Origin of the sequence: Acinetobacter sp. KB005 (assembly GCF_049949095.1) — a bacterium.
Lineage (GTDB): Bacteria > Pseudomonadota > Gammaproteobacteria > Pseudomonadales > Moraxellaceae > Acinetobacter > Acinetobacter calcoaceticus.
On record NZ_CP188191.1, the window covers coordinates 2,477,138 to 2,495,274 of the forward strand.

The 18,137-nt window shown below is 37.8% G+C and carries 18 protein-coding genes; 6 read left to right on the top strand and 12 right to left on the bottom strand.

Features of this window, described 5'->3' with window-relative positions; translation table 11 throughout:
* Positions 1 to 28: 28 nt before the first annotated feature.
* From ACPF64_RS11900 to ACPF64_RS11910, 3 genes are all read right to left on the bottom strand, one after another.
* Positions 29 to 1,096 (bottom strand): type II asparaginase, encoded by a 1,068-nt coding sequence (locus ACPF64_RS11900; RefSeq protein ID WP_005041275.1) that lies wholly within the window; start codon positions 1,094 to 1,096, stop codon positions 29 to 31.
* 688 nt (positions 1,097 to 1,784) lie between these two features.
* A complete protein-coding gene (locus tag ACPF64_RS11905; protein ID WP_017390497.1) occupies positions 1,785 to 3,092 on the bottom strand; it encodes a dicarboxylate/amino acid:cation symporter in 1,308 nt (435 codons plus the stop codon).
* A gap of 474 nt (positions 3,093 to 3,566) precedes the next feature.
* Positions 3,567 to 4,997 (bottom strand): pyridoxal phosphate-dependent aminotransferase, encoded by a 1,431-nt coding sequence (locus ACPF64_RS11910; protein WP_004642531.1) that lies wholly within the window; start codon positions 4,995 to 4,997, stop codon positions 3,567 to 3,569.
* A 239-nt stretch (positions 4,998 to 5,236) separates the two neighbouring features.
* On the opposite strand from ACPF64_RS11910, the gene msrB reads away from it, so the two are divergent.
* From msrB to ACPF64_RS11930, 4 genes are all read left to right on the top strand, one after another.
* On the top strand, positions 5,237 to 5,656 hold the full coding sequence (gene msrB / locus ACPF64_RS11915) for a peptide-methionine (R)-S-oxide reductase MsrB (protein WP_003651302.1): 420 nt from the start codon (positions 5,237 to 5,239) through the stop codon (positions 5,654 to 5,656).
* A complete protein-coding gene (locus ACPF64_RS11920; RefSeq protein ID WP_003651303.1) occupies positions 5,653 to 6,138 on the top strand; it encodes a glutathione peroxidase in 486 nt (161 codons plus the stop codon). Before msrB ends, ACPF64_RS11920 begins: the two co-directional genes overlap by 4 nt.
* Entirely contained in the window at positions 6,138 to 6,983 is an 846-nt protein-coding gene (locus ACPF64_RS11925; protein ID WP_426453465.1) for an AraC family transcriptional regulator, read from the top strand. Before ACPF64_RS11920 ends, ACPF64_RS11925 begins: the two co-directional genes overlap by 1 nt.
* Positions 6,984 to 7,047: 64 nt before the next feature.
* Positions 7,048 to 7,680 carry a LysE family translocator gene (locus ACPF64_RS11930; protein ID WP_426453467.1) on the top strand — a complete coding sequence of 211 codons (633 nt, stop codon included), beginning with the start codon at positions 7,048 to 7,050 and terminating at the stop codon, positions 7,678 to 7,680.
* A gap of 50 nt (positions 7,681 to 7,730) precedes the next feature.
* Here the strand turns inward: ACPF64_RS11930 and dapC are convergent, their stop codons facing one another.
* The 6 genes from dapC to ACPF64_RS11960 all read right to left on the bottom strand — a co-directional run bounded on the left by dapC (position 7,731) and on the right by ACPF64_RS11960 (position 14,525).
* Positions 7,731 to 8,900, bottom strand: a complete 1,170-nt coding sequence (gene dapC / locus ACPF64_RS11935) for a succinyldiaminopimelate transaminase (RefSeq protein WP_426456140.1) — start codon at positions 8,898 to 8,900, stop codon at positions 7,731 to 7,733.
* 25 nt (positions 8,901 to 8,925) lie between these two features.
* Positions 8,926 to 11,589 carry a [protein-PII] uridylyltransferase gene (gene glnD / locus ACPF64_RS11940; protein ID WP_003651309.1) on the bottom strand — a complete coding sequence of 888 codons (2,664 nt, stop codon included), beginning with the start codon at positions 11,587 to 11,589 and terminating at the stop codon, positions 8,926 to 8,928.
* Positions 11,590 to 11,616: 27 nt separating this feature from the next.
* Positions 11,617 to 12,834 carry a formate-dependent phosphoribosylglycinamide formyltransferase gene (purT, locus tag ACPF64_RS11945; protein ID WP_426453470.1) on the bottom strand — a complete coding sequence of 406 codons (1,218 nt, stop codon included), beginning with the start codon at positions 12,832 to 12,834 and terminating at the stop codon, positions 11,617 to 11,619.
* Positions 12,835 to 12,937: 103 nt separating this feature from the next.
* Positions 12,938 to 13,327 carry a tautomerase family protein gene (locus tag ACPF64_RS11950; RefSeq protein ID WP_005041253.1) on the bottom strand — a complete coding sequence of 130 codons (390 nt, stop codon included), beginning with the start codon at positions 13,325 to 13,327 and terminating at the stop codon, positions 12,938 to 12,940.
* A 132-nt stretch (positions 13,328 to 13,459) separates the two neighbouring features.
* The gene (ygaH, locus tag ACPF64_RS11955; protein WP_042896596.1) at positions 13,460 to 13,801 is read right to left on the bottom strand and encodes an L-valine transporter subunit YgaH; all 342 of its coding nucleotides are present in this window, start codon (positions 13,799 to 13,801) and stop codon (positions 13,460 to 13,462) included.
* 1 nt (position 13,802) lies between these two features.
* The gene (locus ACPF64_RS11960) at positions 13,803 to 14,525 is read right to left on the bottom strand and encodes an AzlC family ABC transporter permease (protein ID WP_426456141.1); all 723 of its coding nucleotides are present in this window, start codon (positions 14,523 to 14,525) and stop codon (positions 13,803 to 13,805) included.
* Between the two features lie 121 nt (positions 14,526 to 14,646).
* On the opposite strand from ACPF64_RS11960, the gene ACPF64_RS11965 reads away from it, so the two are divergent.
* Positions 14,647 to 15,117: a hypothetical protein gene (locus ACPF64_RS11965; protein ID WP_199987316.1), complete on the top strand. Its 471-nt coding sequence runs from the start codon at positions 14,647 to 14,649 to the stop codon at positions 15,115 to 15,117.
* 72 nt (positions 15,118 to 15,189) lie between these two features.
* Here the strand turns inward: ACPF64_RS11965 and ACPF64_RS11970 are convergent, their stop codons facing one another.
* Positions 15,190 to 15,486, bottom strand: a complete 297-nt coding sequence (locus ACPF64_RS11970; RefSeq protein ID WP_003651320.1) for a hypothetical protein — start codon at positions 15,484 to 15,486, stop codon at positions 15,190 to 15,192.
* A gap of 171 nt (positions 15,487 to 15,657) precedes the next feature.
* On the bottom strand, positions 15,658 to 16,365 hold the full coding sequence (locus tag ACPF64_RS11975) for a Crp/Fnr family transcriptional regulator (protein ID WP_426453473.1): 708 nt from the start codon (positions 16,363 to 16,365) through the stop codon (positions 15,658 to 15,660).
* 92 nt (positions 16,366 to 16,457) lie between these two features.
* On the opposite strand from ACPF64_RS11975, the gene ACPF64_RS11980 reads away from it, so the two are divergent.
* Positions 16,458 to 16,985 carry a DUF962 domain-containing protein gene (locus tag ACPF64_RS11980; protein WP_132070199.1) on the top strand — a complete coding sequence of 176 codons (528 nt, stop codon included), beginning with the start codon at positions 16,458 to 16,460 and terminating at the stop codon, positions 16,983 to 16,985.
* A 45-nt stretch (positions 16,986 to 17,030) separates the two neighbouring features.
* On the opposite strand, the gene ychF is transcribed toward ACPF64_RS11980, so the two are convergent.
* Positions 17,031 to 18,122, bottom strand: a complete 1,092-nt coding sequence (gene ychF / locus ACPF64_RS11985) for a redox-regulated ATPase YchF (RefSeq protein ID WP_004642544.1) — start codon at positions 18,120 to 18,122, stop codon at positions 17,031 to 17,033.
* Between the last annotated feature and the right edge of the window lie 15 nt (positions 18,123 to 18,137).

An 18,137-nucleotide genomic window follows, 5' to 3' on the forward strand; every position in this document is an offset into this window, starting at 1 on the left:
ACTTCTAGGTTTGAGCTGGTTGAAAAACTTAGTACTGCCAGAACATGCGTTGAATTTCTTTAGCATCGGTAGTCTTGGTAAGAGCTAATGCTGCAAGAAGACGTGCTTTCTGAGGATTTAAATCATGTGCTGCTACCCAGCCATATTTAGAGTCAGGTTGTTCTGCATCACGAACTACAAAACCTTGTTGAACACGTGATGAGCGAATAATTTGAATACCGTTCTTGTCGTGAAGATTTTGTAAAGTTGGTACGATATAATTCGCAACTGAACCATTACCAGTACCTGCATGGATAATCGCTTTAGCGCCAGCTTTTGCATATGCTTCATAAGCATCTGGAAGCATAGAGTCTGAGCCATAAACGATCTGTACCATTGGAAGTGCATCACCTTTAATATTTTCAATATTAAATTCTGAAGCATTTGTAAAACGTTTTACAGACTGTCTGAACCAGTATGGCTTGCCTTCAACTAATGTACCTAAAGCACCCCATTGGCTAACAAAAGCATTTGTGTGAATGTTAATGCCTTTAGTTACATCACGCGCAGCAAAAATAGAGTCGTTCATGAGAACCATAACGCCTTTATTTTTTGCATCATCAGAAGCTGCTAAAGCAACTGCACTATAAAGGTTAAGTGGGCCATCTGCTGAAAGAGCAGTTGAAGGGCGCATTGAACCAACAATAACAATCGGCTTATCAGTGTGAACAACCAGATTTAAGAAAAATGCTGTTTCTTCTAAAGTATCTGTACCGTGAGTAATCACAACACCATTAACAGATGGTTTTTTTACCAGCTCATTTACTTGACGAGCAATTTGTAATAATTCCTTGTCAGTAATACTTTCAGAAGCGACCTGTAATGCCTGAATACCAGTTACATTCGCCAAATCTTTGATTTGTGGAACTGCATTAATTAAGGCATCAACTGGGACTTTCGCAGCAGTGTAAGTTGCACTGTTTGCTGAACTTGCACCAGCACCTGCGATAGTACCGCCAGTGGCAACAACAACTACATTGTTTTTTGCGTAAAGTGGGAGAGAGCAGGCCAATAAGCCCATCGCTAAACCTAAAGATTTAACAGTTTTAGTCAACATCGAAAATATCCTTATGAAGTGACGAAAGTAAAAAAAGTTTGTCGAATATGTCTGCTTTTCCTAAGCAAAATACATACCATGTAAAACATATTCGTAACTTGCTGAATAAGAAGCATCCCTGAATAGCATTTTGTTTCACCAACAATTACTTAGTCATTGCTTTTATTCAGCGTTAATAAATATCATGAATAAAATAAAAAATCTATTAAGTTTTTCTAATTTATCTCGATTTGTTTACTTTTTAATATAAAGAAAACAAATGATTTTTCTATCTTTATAAAATTAAAAAATAATGGGTGTGATGGGGTTTTTATTTACCATCTGGTATTTATATGGTGTTGATTATAAAAAATATTATTTGTAAATAAAATTATATAATTTTTTTAGTAGAGAAGCTAAATAATTATTACAATAGTTTAATATAATTAAGTTGTAATAAAATGAATTAAAATTTAATCACTTGATGTTTATTTCTAAGAATATAAATTCTGTTTGGGTGATTTTTATTCTCTTTTTAAGGTTTACTTTAAGAAAATTTAATAGGAGTTAAAAGCTGTTATTTGGTTCATTATTTAATATGAAAATACAGATAAATTTTTATTATTTAATTTTAGAATAAAAAGAAGAGCAATTTTATAAGGTCATATAAAATTGCTCTTAAGTTGGGAGAGTGGGAGAAAAGAGAAACTTAAGCGGTCGTTTGTTCTTGAGTTGATTTAATTAATACAGGCTCTGGTAGTTCTTCAGTGTCAGCTACTTTATCACCTTCAAGTTTGGCAACTACGGCAGTAGCAATACTGTTGCCTACTACGTTTGTTGCAGTACGACCCATATCAAGGAACTGATCGATACCAAGCAATAAGAGAATGCCTGCTTCAGGTAAATGGAACATGGTAAGTGTTGCTGAAATAACCACGATAGAAGCTCGTGATACACCCGCAATACCTTTACTTGTTACCATAAGCGTTAACAGAATTAAGATTTGTTGAGTGAAGCTAAGATCGATGTTGTAAGCTTGAGCAATAAACAGTACTGCAAACGTGGTGTACATCATTGAACCATCTAGGTTGAATGAATAACCCAAAGGTAATACAAAGCTAGTCACTTTTTTAGGTACACCAAATTTATTTAGTGCATCCATTACTTTAGGGTAGGCAGATTCACTTGAAGCTGTAGCAAAAGCAAGTGTTACAGGTTCGCGAATTAATTTGCCTAAGCGGAAAATATCTTTTTTAAGTACGATTGCACCAACAGAGAACAAAATAATCCAAAGCAACAGAAGACCGAAATAGAACTCTGCGATTAAAATACCGTAGTCAACAATCAAGCCTAAACCTTGTACCGTAATTGCTGAAGCGATTGCAGCAAATACTGCAAAAGGTGCAAACATCATGACGTAATCGGTAATACGGAACATGATTTTGCTAAGTTCTTCAGTCAAACGGATAATGACAGAGTCTTTTTCTTTACCTTGATTTACAAAAGCAAGAGCTGAACCAAAGAAGATTGAGAAAACGAGTACTTGTAGGATGTCATTGTTGGCCATTGCTTCTGCAATGCTGCGTGGGAAAACATGGCTTAAGAATGATTGTAGTGTAAAGCCAGTGGTCGCTGGGAGAGAAGCGCCACTAAGTTGTTGAGCTGTTGGTAATGCTAAATCTAAAGCTGCACCAGGTTGGAAAAAGTTAGCTAATCCCATACCGATTGCAAGCGATACAAACGAAGCAGTAATAAACCAAGTCATTGACTTAAGTGTAATACTTCCAATTGATGTAGATTTCCCCATTGATACAATGCCTGCAACAATTGTGGCAAATACCAATGGAGCAATAATCATTTTGATTAAGCGTAAAAAGATGTCTGAAATAATGCTGAAATAAGAAGCGATTTGCTTCAATTGTTCACCTTCATTAAAGAAGTGGTGACAAATCCAACCTGTCAGTATGCCAAGTAAAATAGCAACAACAATATACTTGAGCAATTTCTTTTGCTTCATATGAACCTCTATCCATTTGATTCAATCATCCTTTGATGGGATTTGGATAATTGAAAGCTTTCCTTGTTAGTTCAGTCCGGTCGTTTTAACGATTTTATCTTCCTAGATCTGTATCTGTTTAAACCGAATCGAATATGGTGATGTTGTTATGGAGATGGATTGTTGCTCGATTTTGATGCAGTGTGAAATGCAAAAAAATATTGATCCATGCATTTTTTGCATAATCAAGATAGAGGAAAATGCGAAATTACATACAAAATTAAACGTATGGTAAAAAATATATAAATAAATTTTTAGGCTGAATTTAAAGGTTAAAAGAATTAAATTTCTAATGAAAAGTATTTAACTTCAAAGTGTTGTTTTTGAGTGGGTAGGAGGGTGAAAGTATTTGCGATTATTCTTTTTTTTAAATAATAAAATAGAATTATCAAAAAAGGCATCCAATTTAAGATGCCTTTTTTGATATGCATTTTTTTAACGACGGTTGGCTAAAAAACGACCTAAACGAGTAATTGCTTCTCGTAATTCATTTTCAGCAGGTAAAAAAACCACACGGAAATGATCTGGAGTTGGCCAATTAAAGCCCGTACCTTGCACCAATAACACTTTTTCTGCACGTAACAAATCCAGCATTAACTTTTCGTCATCTTCAATTGGATAGATGTTCGGATCGAGGCGAGGGAAACAATACATTGCTCCCTCTGGTTTCACGCAGCTTACCCCAGGAATCTCATTTAGCATTTCCCAAGCAATATTACGCTGTTCGTATAAACGGCCACCCGGACGAATCAGGTCATTAATTGATTGATATCCTCCGAGGGCGGTTTGAATCGCATATTGAGCTTGAACGTTTGCACATAGGCGCATCGATGCCAACATATCTAAACCTTCGATATAGTCAGCAGCACGGCTTTTGTCACCAGTAATTGCCATCCAACCTGAACGGAAACCTGCAATACGATAAGCTTTTGATAAGCCATTAAAAGATACGCATAGCTGGTCACCAGCTAATGACGCCACTGAAACATGTTCAATGCCGTCATAAATAATTTTGTCGTAAATTTCGTCAGCAAATAAAATTAAGTCATGTTTCTTTGCAACTGCGACAATTTGTTCAAGCACATGACGTGGATATACTGAACCAGTCGGGTTGTTCGGGTTAATAATGACAATGCCGCGTGTGTTCGGCGTAATTTTACTTTCAATATCAGCAATATCTGGATACCAGCTATTTTCTTCATCACATTTATAGTGGATTGCCGTACCACCTGAAAGATTAACAGCTGCTGTCCAAAGTGGATAATCTGGCATTGGAATTAGCATTTCGTCGCCATCATCTAATAGGCCTTGCATAGCCATGACAATGAGTTCAGATACACCGTTGCCAATATACACGTCATTGACATGCATATTTAAGATCCCTTTTTGCTGGTAATACTGACAAATTGCCTTACGAGCAGGGAAGATACCTTTTGAATCAACATAACCAATTGCATTTGGCAGGTTTAAAGCAACGTCATTAATAATTTCTTGTGGTGCTTCAAAACCAAATGGAGCAGGGTTACCGATATTTAGCTTGATGATTTTATGTCCTTGCTCTTCCATTTCATTGGCGGCTCGTAATACTGGTCCGCGAATGTCATAACAAACATGCTCAAGCTTCGATGATTTCTTTATTTCTCGAGAAGTTGGCATTGATTGGAGGGTAGCAGTATTTTTAGACATAGCTGGATTCACTTTTGCATATCGGTATAAATAACTTTTAAATGTTTTAACTGTTACCAAATTCAGATCGTGTTGATCTTTTAGCAATTCAACAATTTTTTCATGGGTAAAGCCCGATTGCTGATACTGTTTGATAACTGGTAATAGTTGCTGGAAAAGCACACTTTTTTTCTGAGACATGTTTTGTCCTGTACAACCGTGCCAAACAAGAATAGCACCATCTTTGCTTCCTTGGAAGAAAATAAAACATAAATTTGCTTACTTTTTATTTTGAATTTTGCTTACTTTTTGCTTTCTATTGCTTAGATGATTAAATTCCAACAAATTTTACGTTCAGAGACTAGTGTTTTTGTGATGAATGGCGTAAATATAAAAACTCAATCATCAGAAATGTTTACATCAGAATAAAGGTGCATGTCATGGGAAAAGTCAATAAAACAGACCGGGAATGGCAAAGAGAGTTATCACCAGAAGAGTATCGGATCACACGACAAAAGGGCACTGAACCTGCATTTACGGGGCAATACTGGAATACTAAGCAACATGGTACCTATGTCTGCCGTTGTTGCGGTGCAGAATTGTTCGCATCAGATACCAAATATGACAGTGGTTGTGGTTGGCCTAGCTTCTTTAAACCGATTGAGCCAACTGCAATTGAAGAACATGACGATTTATCGCATGGTATGGTCAGAACTGAAATTGTTTGTCATGATTGCGAAGCTCATTTAGGGCATGTTTTTGAAGATGGACCACAGCCGACTGGTTTGCGCTATTGTGTAAACTCGGCATCATTACAACTGAAATCACAAGAAAAAAATGATGAGGAAACCTATCCATGAGTAATATTTATCAGTTTGAAGCTGAACTGTTAGAGGGTGAAGTTAAGCAATTAGCTGATTACAAAGGTAAAGTTTTACTAATTGTAAATACTGCAAGTAAATGTGGCTTTACACCACAATTTGCTGGCCTTGAAAAACTTTATGAGAAATATAAAGATCAAGGTTTGGAAGTTTTAGGTTTTCCCTGCAACCAGTTTGGGGGGCAAGATCCAGGTAACAATAAAGAAATCGGTACGTTCTGTCAGCGCAACTATGGGGTGAAATTCCCGATGTTTGCAAAAGTTGATGTAAAAGGACCGGAAGCTCATGTGATTTTTAGATATTTAACACGTGAAGCTAAAGGTATTTTAGGTAGTAGCACGATTAAATGGAACTTTACCAAATTTTTGGTGGGAAGAGATGGCGCTGTGTTAAATCGCTATGCTCCTACGACTAAACCAGAGGCATTAGAAGCTGATATTGAAAAAGCATTAGCAAGTTAATGAATTCAATGAACGCTATTCCTCAAGCTTTTGAGTTTTGGCAGGATGGGCGAATGCCTTATGTTGAAACCAGAAGGTCTTGTTTTAGCCGAACATGTTATAAGTCTCATAGTCATCCAACATTTTCTATTGGAGCTATAGACGAAGGGAATAGCGTTTTTCAAAGCTCATTTGGTACAGCACAAAAGATTTCTGCTGGCACATTAGTCATTGTGCCTGCCCACATTGAACATTCTTGTAACCCGCTGCCTGATCAGGCTTGGAGTTACCAGATGTTGCATCTGGATATATCTTGGCTTAATCAATGGTATGCCGAGTTTCAAAAAGAGGGCTTTGATTTAAATTTGCCCCAGCATAGACCTCTCATTATTAAAGATGAAAATTTATATCAGGCTTTTTCTGATATGAATGAAACTTTATTTGATTCTCAAAAATTAATTCTCGAAAAAGAACAGTCGCTGATCTATTGCCTTACACAGTTGTTATTACCTCATTTTATATTAGAAGAAATACAGAAAACTCAATATTTGTATGAAAGCTTTTTGGACTTAGTTCATATTATTAAATCATCCGAACGATTTATTTCTTTAGAAGAGCTTGCTCAACAGGTTGGCCTTAGTCGATATGCAATCATTCGCCTATTTAAAGCCAATGTTGGTTTAACACCTCATGCATTTCAAATTAATTTAAAGATTAATCAGGCCAGAGCACAATTAAAACAAGGTATTCCACTCGCAGAGCTCGCTGTAAATTTAGGCTTTAGTGATCAGAGCCATTTTCATAAAGCTTTCAAAGCCCATACAGGAATCACTCCTCGTCAGTTCCAACTCGTTGCCGCGCAATAATTTACAAGAAATTATTTTTCTCTATTTTTAAGCTATTCCATACTGTTTTACAGATGAAGCCGTTATGGAAGTTTTTTTAGTTATTGCCTTTACCCATTTTTTAGCTTTGTTATCTCCGGGACCTGACTTCTTTCTGATTCTTACCAGTCTTTTGCAAAAGGGTTCGCGCTATACATATGGCGTCATTGTGGGAATTACTTTTGGTAATGCCTTGATTTTGATGGCCTGTATGTTTGGATTTATGTTGCTTGGAAATTTGAGTACGAACATTCTTTTAGTACTTAAATGGCTTGGGGCTGGGTATTTGGTTTATTTGAATTACCTTTGTTTTAGTGCGGCTCGGTCTGGCACCTTAACTTTTGCTATTGAAAAAAATGGTTTGATGGATCAAGAGCATCAACAGCAGGATAAAGTTAAGAGCTTAATGTTAGGAATACAATCTAGCCTTCTTAATCCGAAAAATATCATGTTTTATAGCAGCTTAATGTTGCTCATTCAGCATGACTTTAGTCTGTTTCAAAAATTGCTGATGTGTACGTGGATGACTGGGGTCGTGCTTGCTTGGAACTTATTATTGGTTCGCTTATTGCTTCAAAATCGGGTTCTAGAACAGCTTAAACGTTCTGCTAAGGGCCTATATTATTGCTCTAGTCTGGCTTTTATATTTTTCGCAGTACTGCTGGTTATTTATAGTTAATGTAGTGTACAGCCTTTAATATTACTAAAGGCTGTACACTTTGCTTATGCTTAGAGAATTGCTTTTAAACGCTTAACCACTTCTTCGCATTGCGCTAAATCGGCAACTAAAGCCATACGTACATGATTTTCCCCGGGGTTACCTTGATCTGTGTCACGTGACAAATAACGACCAGGTAAAACCTTAATATGTGCTTTTTCCATTAGCATCTTGGCAAAAGTTTCATCATTATCAACTTTTAACCAATAATAAAAACCAGCATCTGGCTTTTGCAGAGGTAATAAGTGACCTAGTTCGGTTTGGAATAAATCAAATTTTGCACGATATTGCTTACGGTTTTCTTCAACATGGCTTTCATCATTCCAAGCTGCAATTGATGCAAGCTGATGTTGAACAGGCATTGCTGCACCATGATAAGTACGGTACTGCAAATATGGTTTTAATAATTCTGCATCACCAGCTACAAAACCTGAGCGTAAACCCGGCAAGTTTGAGCGTTTAGAAAGTGAATGGAATACGACACAGTTTTTATAGTCATCACGACCAAGTTCTGCACAAACTTCTAATAAGCCTGTAGGTGCTTGATCGAACCAAAGTTCTGAATAGCATTCGTCAGAAGCAATAACAAAATTATATTGATCAGATAAGGCAATTAACTTTTTGAATTGCTCTTTAGAAAGCACAGTACCTGTTGGGTTACCTGGTGTACATACAAAAAGAAGGGCGGTTTTTTCCCATACTTCTGCTGGTACAGCATCAAAATCACCTAAATAGCCATTTTCTTCGGTGCAATTGATGAAATAAGGTTTTGCACCAGCGAGTAGAGCTGCACCTTCATAAATTTGATAAAACGGATTCGGCATTACTACATACGGTGCATCTTCACGGTTAATGAGCGCCTGAACAAATGAGAAAATCCCTTCACGAGTACCTGATACGGGTAAAATATGATTTTCTGCACTGATGCTATTCAGGTTGAAGCGTTGAGTTAACCACTCTGCAATACTTTGGCGAAGCTCTGGCAAACCCTTACTATTCGGATAAGTTGATAGATGGTTAAAGTTGTCAATTATTGCCTGTTTAACAAACTCTGGTGCTGGGTGCTTAGGTTCACCAATTGATAGTGGAATCAATGGGAGATTAGCAGGAGTGATATCCTTAAAAAGCTGGTTTAACTTTTCAAATGGATACGGGTGCAATAACGACAAGCTAGAGTTCATTAAACAGTTACCAATTAGTTGAGTTTCAATGCTGACAAATTTGATTAGATGCTTCATCTAATGCAGCTTTAAGCTTTTCCGAGAAGAGTTTGACCTCTTCGTTATTTAATGGTTTTCCATCTTTTTTCGTGACAAAGAAAATATCTTCTGCACGTTCACCTAAAGTTGCAATTCTAGCTGAATGGATGTCTAAACCTTGCATCATAAATAAGCCACCTACGCGTGCAAGTAGGCCAGGGTGATCAAGTGTTGAAATTTCGACCATGTTTTGCTGTAACGCTTCATTCAATGTAACGTCAACTGTATTTTCAATATCAAAATGACGTAGTTGACGTGGAATTCGACGTTGCATGAGTCCTGGATATTGATCTGGCTGACTAAGCGCTTTTACTAATGCAGTTTTAACGGTTTCTTCGCGTTCAGGGTCGGTCAGCAATGTCCCGAAACGATCAAGCACAACATAGGTGTCTAAGCTAAATGCCGTACTTGCCGTGATAATCTTTGCATCTTGAACGTCTAAATTCATTTTGTCCAAAACTGCAACAGTGGTGGCAAAAAGGTTGGGTTGGTCACGCGTATATATAAAGATTTGCACTGCATCTTGGGCAGCTTTACGGTGAGCACGCAACAGTACTAATGGCTCTGGATTATCACCGTGTTTCAAAATTGCTTGAGTGTGCCATGCAATTTCATCTGCTGATTCTTTAATGAAGTATTCATCACCCAGCTCTTGCCATACTTTTTCGACGTCTGCTAATGAGAAGTTATTCACCAGTAATTCACTTGCTGCAAATTTGGTGTCTTCAATCAGCATTTGATAGTCAACAGGGCGACTTAAACCTGTACGAATTACATCACGGGCATGCGTATAAAGTTGACGCATAAGTGAAGCACGCCATGTGTTCCACAGTTTTGGATTCGTCGCATTAATATCGGCAACCGTTAAGGTATATAGATAATCGAGATGTTCCATATCGCCAAGTTTTTCAGCAAAATCTTTAACAACATCTGGATCGGAAATATCCTTTTTCTGAGCAGTCAGTGACATGAGTAAATGGTTGTGGATGAGCCATGCAATTAATTTGCATTCACGCTCTGTAAAGCCGTGCGCACGTCCAAATTCGATTGCATCTTCTGCACCGAGTTCACTATGGTCTCCACCACGGCCTTTAGCAATGTCATGAAATAATGCAGCAATAAATACAATATCTTGACGTGCGAGACGTTGGAAAACAGAGCTTACAACAGGGAACTCTTTAGCAAACTCAGGTTCTTTAAAACGGTTTAAGTTGCGTAGTAATAATAATGTGTGAGCATCGACTGTATAGATGTGGAATAAGTCATATTGCATAAGACCCATAATTTGGCCAAATGCTGGAATATAGTTTCCTAAAACACCATAGCGCTTCATCGCAACTAAAGTATCGTATAGGCGATAGGGTGAGCGAATAATCGACATAAACAGCGCTTGATGTTCAGGATTATCTCGATAATTTTGATTAATGCGTTTTGCAGCAAGAATAAGTAAGCGTAAAGTACGAGCGCGGATCCCTTCAATATCCGGTCGATTAGCCAAAATATAGAACAATTCTAAAATAGCACTTGGGTGTTCTGCGAATATTTTGTGGTGCTGTACTGCAAGCTTGTTATCAACGATTTTAAAATGATTATTAACTTCTTCAATTTTACGTTCGTAATTTGGTAAGCGCGGAGTAATGACCGATTCGCTAAAATAGGCCAATAACATTTCATTGAGGGTAGAAACCTGTTGTGCGGTACGGTAGTAGCGTTTCATGAACTGCTCAACACCATAATTTACAGGTTGGCCTTCTTGACGGACATAACCAAATTGAGCCGCAATTTCTCTTTGATGATCGAACAGAAGACGGTTTTCATCACGTTTCGCTAAACGATGTAAATGGTGGCGAATTTCCCAAAGAAAACTTTCAGCCTCTTCTAAAACTGTTAATTCAAACTCTGAAATAAAACCTAAATGTACTAAGTCATAAATGCGGTTTACGCGGAAATGACGCTTGGCAATCCAGCCAATCTGGTTAATGTCACGAATGCCACCAGGTGCATTTTTAATATCTGGTTCTAAATTGCTTTCAGTATTGTTGTGTTGGTGGTAACGCTTGGCTTGTTCAGCCATTTTTGCATCAAAAAAGGTTTTGTCTGTCCACGTTTGCGAAACAATACGACGCGGCCATTTTGCAAGTTGACTATTCCCCGTAATTAAACGAGCTTCGATGAGTGTAGTTGCAACAGTTAAATCGGTAGCAGCTTGTTCAACACAGCTTTGGATGGTACGAACGCTAATTCCGGGTTTAAAATTACCAACATCCCATAAAGAGGAAATAAATGTAGAAATACGCTTTTCGTTTTCTTCGTTAATTTCATGTTCTGACAAAATCATGATATCAACGTCGGAATAGGGCAACATTTCACGGCGCCCATAACCACCCACAGCAAAAAGACCTAATCCTGTCTGGTCGAGTTCGGCATGTTTCCATAAAAAGATCAGTGCTTCATCAACGAGGTCTGAGCGCGCTTTAATGACTTCTCGAATCGATTGCCCATTTTCATATGAATCCTGCAATTGCTTTTCTACATCCGTTCGCCATTGATTAATGGCTTTAATATCATGATGGCTTGTAACGTAGTTCAGCAATGGCGATGTATTGATCATGAAAATGGGTCTACCAATAAGTAAATATTAAGAGTTGGTTTTTACGCTTACTTGATCAGCGGTTTCTTTCGCTAAAGTACGAGCAAGATCAGTATTTTCTGCACGAGCAGTTGCTACACCCATACGACGTCGTTTGAAACCTTCTGGTTTACCAAACAGGCGTAGGTCAGTATTTGGATTGGCTAACGCCGTATTTAAGCCGCTGTAGCTTAAGTTGTTGGCATCCACTCCTGCATAAATAACTGCACTCGCAGCAACACTATGGCGAGCTGTGCTCACTGGTAATCCTAAAATTGCACGAGCATGCAGTTCAAATTCGCTTTGAAATTGCGATGCTAGAGTCACTAGACCTGTATCATGTGGGCGAGGTGATACTTCACTGAACCAGACTTTATCGCCTTTAATAAACAGTTCTACACCGAAAATACCACAGCCACCCAGTGCTGTTGTCACTTTATTTGCAATACGTTTTGCTTCTTCAAGTGCAGCAGGTGTCATTGGTTGAGGCTGCCAGCTTTCTACATAATCACCTGCATCTTGACGGTGACCAATTGGGTCGCAGTAGTGAGTTTCGATTTCACCAGTTTCAGGGTTTTTAGCGCGAACGGTAAGTAATGTAATTTCAAAATCAAAATCAATTTGAGATTCAATGATGACCGTACCTTGGTTAACACGACCACCTTGCATCGCATATTCCCAAGCAGCATCGACTTCATCGAAGCTTTTTACACGAGATTGGCCTTTACCTGAAGATGACATCACTGGTTTTACAAAATTTGGATAACCAATATCATCAGAAGCGGCGCGGAAGCTTTCTAGTGAGTCGGCAAAGCGGTAAGCAGAGGTAGGTAAACCAAGTTCTTCAGCAGCAAGACGACGAATACCTTCACGGTTCATTGTCAGGTTTACAGCTTTAGCAGAAGGAATAACGGTTGCAGTTTGGCTCGTTTCAATTTCAACAAGAACTTCTGTAGCGATGGCCTCAATTTCTGGAACAATTAAATTCGGTTTAATTTTTTCGATGAGCTGTTTTAATTGAGTAGGATCGGCCATATTTAACACATAAGAAAAATGTGCAACTTGCATGGCTGGCGCATGATCATAACGGTCGGCTGCATGTACTTCTACACCAAGGCGTTGTAAGGAAATTACAACTTCTTTGCCAAGCTCTCCTGAACCTAACAATAAAACTTTAAATGCAGAAGATTGAAGGGGGGTACCGAGTGTCACGCTCATGCGAATCATCCTGACAAAATTATTTTTTTAAGCATAGCAGAACTTATGGTGGAGTTAAGCCTTATAACGCATAAAAAATGAATTTTGTCGGACAATTAAGAATGTACTTTATTTAGACATTAACTTGATAGTTTAAAAGTAGCTCATCTGCATTTTTACCACGAATACCCCAATTTTCTTTAGGTGTTTCAAAAATTGTAATTTCGATATCTTGAGGCGCTATTTTGCATTGTTCTTCAATATTGCGAAATAATGTTTGGATAAGTCTCTTTTTCGTTTCTGTACTACGACCTATAAACATTGAAAGCTCAATGATGATGTAGTGTTGGCTACGGTCAGAAGGATAAATAAAGTTTCCCGGTTTAAGGCTAATAAAACGTTGAAATCTTTTCTCAACCGGATATTTCAATTCTTCAATGAGTGCTTGATGTATGGCATGAGAAAGTAATTCTCGATATTGCATAATCGTTTGTTCATTTGCGTAAATTTTAACTTGTGACATTTTTATCTCTAATGGGTAGATGAAGTTATCTTTTTAATCAATTCAAAAAATTAGATTTTTCATACCAGAAGTTTCCATCTTAAACGCTTCTGGCTAGGTTGTAGTTTATATAAGGAAGATGAGTTTATCTATTTATAAAGGTAAATAAGTATAGATCAGGCCATAAACAATTGCGGCAGTTAAAGTTGCTGGAACAATTTTCTTAAATTTAAAATAAAGTCCCGCTAAAACCAAAAAGCCGATAAGCATAGCTAGGCTTTTATCTGGATTTTCAAGAAGTGGTGGAAGGGTCGCAACCACAAGCATGGCGCTAATTGCAGATATACCAATACAGCCCAAAGCAATTTTTAACCAGACTGAACCGCGTCTTTGCTGTGTACCTTGCAGCTTTTGTATAACAAAGAATGGTCCAAAACGTGAGGCGAAATTAGCAATACCCACAATTATGCCGACCAGAATAATCTCTAGGTTCATTTTAAACTTCGACCTCATCTTGTTGTCTTAAAACATAATGTTTAAACAGGCCTGCTAAAATGCCTGAAAGAATACCAATAAAAATGGCAGCAGATAAGTTAATCCAATAGCAGGCTAAAGCTGAAACGACTAAAGATACAGCGACTACAAGGCTATGCTTTCGCTCAAAAGCCGCTAACAAGAAACTCAAAAATAAAGCTGGAAGTAAAAAGTCTAATGCTGCTTGTAAAAATTTTGGAAGATGAGTGACCTGATCTGCAAATAATCCGCCCAGTAAAGAGCCACTTGCCCAAGCCATCCAACTAAATAGGCTAAGTCCTAACATCCAAGACTCAGACCATTGCTGACGACGTTGTGAAAGTTGGATCATGCCACTTGCAAAAACTTCATCGGTTAATCCCCATGCCCAAACCGCCGTTTTTTTAAGATTTAACTTGTTGGGAATAAGGTTATATAGCGCTGGTCCATAAAGCACATGGCGAATATCAAGTGCAATGACTGTTAATGCAGTTAACCAGATAGATGAACCACTAGCCAAAAGTGCGACAACCAAGAACTGACTGGCTCCAGCATACATTGAGCAAGATAGGAAAAAAGCTTCCCATGGTGTAAAACCAAACTGAGATGCAGAAACACCGAAGGCAAAAGAAACGGGTAAATAGGTGAGTACGATAGCTTGACTATCTTTGGCACCTTGCCAAAAAGTTGCCGTTTGATCAGCCATCAATTGTTGTTTGGACACAATGCACCTTGGCAATAAACCAAATGATAAAAATACTTGAAAGATTGAGTATTGTAGCCGAATTTAATAGCATAGTGCCGAAATGTTTAATCGGCAGTTTGATATGTTCAACGCAAAGATTCGTTTAGTTTATATCGCCATGTTGAGTGCAAGTATTTTTACATTGCAGGGCTGTGACAATGGTAATCAGGGTGCAGAAAAAAAAGTAGAAATTAAACCAGCACCGAAACTAACCAATGATGCAACTGTTTATGCTCAAAAAGCATGGACATTAATTAATACGGTTGAGCATTTGGTTTATGAAAAGCAACTGAGTCAAATCGATGACAAAGTTCGTAAACCTTTACGTCAATTGAGTACGGACTGGCGTATTAATGTGAAAATGACTGACTCAGTGACAGAAGGGAAATACGCGCTTTGTCGTAAAGCTCTTACTAGTCTAGATGTGTGGGCACGTGAAACGCTTGAAAATAATGATTCGGTTGCTAAGAAGCAGGCAGATTATGAGCGAGATAAAGCTCAATGTAAGGATGCAATTGAGAAGCCAAGTCTTGGAAATACTTCTCCAAAATAAAGCAGACAAATATAAAAAGCGAGATGATCAATCTCGCTTTTTTGCTTTTAAACGATAATGAGTGAATGTTAATTAAGGTTTTGTTGCTGGTTTCATCGCGTCATGTTTCATTTGATTTGCATCATGCTGAGCATGCATAGATTTCGTCATGGCTTCATGCTTTTGTTCAGTCATATCTTTTTTAACATCTTGTTTTGCTTTTGCTACTTCTTTTTTAGCAGTTGCTTTGCCGTGTGCAGCAACACATTTTCCGCCTTTATGATTTGGTCCTGTACCGCCTTGTAATTGAGTTCCTTTTGGACATGCAAATGCCGAAACACTTAGCATAGCCAATACGCCTGCTGTAAGAATTGTTGATAATTTTTTCATGTTAATCAGCGCCTTGTTGAGTATTATTGCTCAGCCTGAGTGTAAAATGAAAATATCTGCTTTAAAACATTTATTTTGTGGAAATAGAGTTTGAACAATGTTTTGATTTGCAGTGTTATCTAATTTTTTAATTTAATTTTAAGTTTTTATTATTTAGCCGCTTTTAAAAAATTAGGATTGTGCTTGAGCAACTACTTTCAATTTCTCAATATCTAGAATCTCAATTTTTCGAAAAGCAATTTTGATGATTTTCTGTTTTTCGAGCAGGCTTAGCTCATGGTTGATGGTCTGTCTGGAGGTGGTCAGCATATTTGCCAATTGTTCTTGAGAAATATGGATGTGATGATCTTGAATGAGAATATGATTACCATAACCTTCTAAAATAAATAGAAGACGCTGAGCAAGCCTTTGAGAAATACTGCGTGTTTGTATAGCAATCTGTTCTAAGAAGACATACCTGAGTTTTTGGCTCGTTAAACGAGCAAAATAGTACCAGTAATAGGGATTTTCTTTGAGTAGTTCATTTAAGGGCATTGCAGGAATATGCAGAACCGTACTTTTTTTCAAAGCAATCGCATCGTGCGAGCGCGGTTCATGGTCAATGAGGGATATTTCACCAAACCACATGATTGGCTCAGCAATAGCAGAAAGTGCTTCATTACCATTTACATCGACATAACCTAAGCTAATTGAGCCTTCAAGCACGGTATAAATGCCATCAAACACATCTTGGGCACGGAAAACATAACTATTTTTTTCAAAGGTTCTTTGCTTACCATGTTCTAGAATAAAGTTTTGGAATGCTTCTGGAAGCACACTAAACCATGTGTTTTCTTTTAGTCGGTTAATATAAATAATGTCCAATATTGGGCCATCCATGAAAAAAATCATTAATTTGTCAAATAGCTGACAACTTTAAGTTTTCCTTATTTGTACAGTATGACTATATGTTGATGAATAGGGAATAACTCATGTCAAATCTGGAGCAACAGCTTAGCAAATATGCGGCTTACCACTTAAATCATAAAAATATTTTGACGCATTTTATTGGTATTCCACTCATCGTGTTTTCAATTTTATGTTTAACAGCAAGAGCTGGGATAGATATTGATAGTTTTAAACTTACTTTAGCCATGGTGTTGATTGCAGCTAGTACGATTTATTATTTTATTTTAGATAAAGTATTTGGTTTACTCATGCTGATTCTTTTAGTTGTTGTCTATCCACTTGCGAGCCAAATTGCTCAATTATCTTGGGGAGAATGGTTAGCAGCAAGTATTGGCTTCTTTGTGGTGGGGTGGGTCTTTCAGTTTGTTGGGCATTATTTCGAAAAGAAAAAACCAGCTTTTGTTGATGATGTAATAGGACTTGCGATTGGGCCGTTATTTGTATTGGCAGAATTTATATTTATGTTGGGTTTTAGAAAGCCATTGCATGAGCGAATTTTGAAAGAAGCACGTAGTAAACGAGAGATGATGGATCTGAATCATTCCTTATAAATATAAAAAAAGCCCCAATATGTTGGGGCTTTTTTTAGCTTTAACTTAAACGTTAAAACGGAAGTGCATTACATCACCATCTTGAACAACGTAAGTTTTACCTTCTAAACGCCATTTACCAGCTTCTTTAGCGCCGTTTTCACCGTTGTATTGTACGAAGTCATCATATGCAACAACTTCAGCACGGATAAAGCCTTTTTCGAAGTCAGTGTGAATAACACCAGCTGCTTGAGGAGCGGTAGCACCAACTTTTACAGTCCATGCACGTACTTCTTGTACACCAGCAGTGAAATAAGTCTGTAAACCTAAAAGCGCATAACCTGCACGAATAACCACATTTAAGCCTGGTTCTTCCATGCCCATTGCTTCTAGGAACTCAGCACGATCTTCATCTTCTAATAATGAAATTTCAGCTTCGATTTGGTTGCAAAGAGGAACAACAATTGCGTTTTCTTCAGCAGCAAGTTTTTTTACTGCATCTAAATGCGGGTTATTTTCAAAACCATCTTCTGCAACGTTTGCAATATACATGGTTGGTTTTAAAGTCATTAAACCAAAACCACGAACTAATTTACGTTCGTCATCAGACAAATCAGCTGCGCGTGCTGGTTTACCTTCGTCTAGTAATGGTTGGATTTTTTCTAAAACTGCTTTAGTTGCAACAGCTTCTTTGTCACCGCCTTTAGCAACTTTAGTTAAGCGTAAAATTGCTTTAGCAACAGTTTCAAGGTCTGCAAGTGCAAGTTCAGTATTGATGGTTGCGATGTCATCTAATGGATCAATTTTACCATTTACGTGAATCACGTTTTCATCTTCGAAACAACGTACCACGTGAGCAATTGCATCAGTTTCACGAATGTTAGCAAGGAATTGGTTACCCAAGCCTTCACCTTTTGATGCACCAGCAACAAGACCTGCAATATCTACAAATTCCATTGTAGTTGGCAAAATACGTTGCGGTTTCACAATCGCAGCAAGTTTGTCTAAACGTGGATCTGGTACAGGAACAATACCTGTGTTTGGTTCAATGGTACAGAAAGGGAAGTTTTCCGCTGCAATTGCTGCTTTCGTTAATGCATTGAAAAGGGTAGATTTCCCTACGTTTGGCAGACCAACAATACCGCAATTAAAACCCATGAAAACCACTCACAA

Bases quoted from the DNA above. Each gene is read 5' to 3' on its own strand.
- ACPF64_RS11900 (WP_005041275.1), bottom strand. From the start codon at position 1,096: ATGTTGACTAAAACTGTTAAATCTTTAGGTTTAGCGATGGGCTTATTG.
- ACPF64_RS11905 (WP_017390497.1), bottom strand. From the start codon at position 3,092: ATGAAGCAAAAGAAATTGCTCAAGTATATTGTTGTTGCTATTTTACTT.
- ACPF64_RS11910 (WP_004642531.1), bottom strand. From the start codon at position 4,997: ATGTCTCAGAAAAAAAGTGTGCTTTTCCAGCAACTATTACCAGTTATC.
- msrB (WP_003651302.1), top strand. From the start codon at position 5,237: ATGGGAAAAGTCAATAAAACAGACCGGGAATGGCAAAGAGAGTTATCA.
- ACPF64_RS11920 (WP_003651303.1), top strand. From the start codon at position 5,653: ATGAGTAATATTTATCAGTTTGAAGCTGAACTGTTAGAGGGTGAAGTT.
- ACPF64_RS11925 (WP_426453465.1), top strand. From the start codon at position 6,138: ATGAATTCAATGAACGCTATTCCTCAAGCTTTTGAGTTTTGGCAGGAT.
- ACPF64_RS11930 (WP_426453467.1), top strand. From the start codon at position 7,048: ATGGAAGTTTTTTTAGTTATTGCCTTTACCCATTTTTTAGCTTTGTTA.
- dapC (WP_426456140.1), bottom strand. From the start codon at position 8,900: ATGAACTCTAGCTTGTCGTTATTGCACCCGTATCCATTTGAAAAGTTA.
- glnD (WP_003651309.1), bottom strand. From the start codon at position 11,589: ATGATCAATACATCGCCATTGCTGAACTACGTTACAAGCCATCATGAT.
- purT (WP_426453470.1), bottom strand. From the start codon at position 12,834: ATGATTCGCATGAGCGTGACACTCGGTACCCCCCTTCAATCTTCTGCA.
- ACPF64_RS11950 (WP_005041253.1), bottom strand. From the start codon at position 13,327: ATGTCACAAGTTAAAATTTACGCAAATGAACAAACGATTATGCAATAT.
- ygaH (WP_042896596.1), bottom strand. From the start codon at position 13,801: ATGAACCTAGAGATTATTCTGGTCGGCATAATTGTGGGTATTGCTAAT.
- ACPF64_RS11960 (WP_426456141.1), bottom strand. From the start codon at position 14,525: ATGGCTGATCAAACGGCAACTTTTTGGCAAGGTGCCAAAGATAGTCAA.
- ACPF64_RS11965 (WP_199987316.1), top strand. From the start codon at position 14,647: ATGTTCAACGCAAAGATTCGTTTAGTTTATATCGCCATGTTGAGTGCA.
- ACPF64_RS11970 (WP_003651320.1), bottom strand. From the start codon at position 15,486: ATGAAAAAATTATCAACAATTCTTACAGCAGGCGTATTGGCTATGCTA.
- ACPF64_RS11975 (WP_426453473.1), bottom strand. From the start codon at position 16,365: ATGGATGGCCCAATATTGGACATTATTTATATTAACCGACTAAAAGAA.
- ACPF64_RS11980 (WP_132070199.1), top strand. From the start codon at position 16,458: ATGTCAAATCTGGAGCAACAGCTTAGCAAATATGCGGCTTACCACTTA.
- ychF (WP_004642544.1), bottom strand. From the start codon at position 18,122: ATGGGTTTTAATTGCGGTATTGTTGGTCTGCCAAACGTAGGGAAATCT.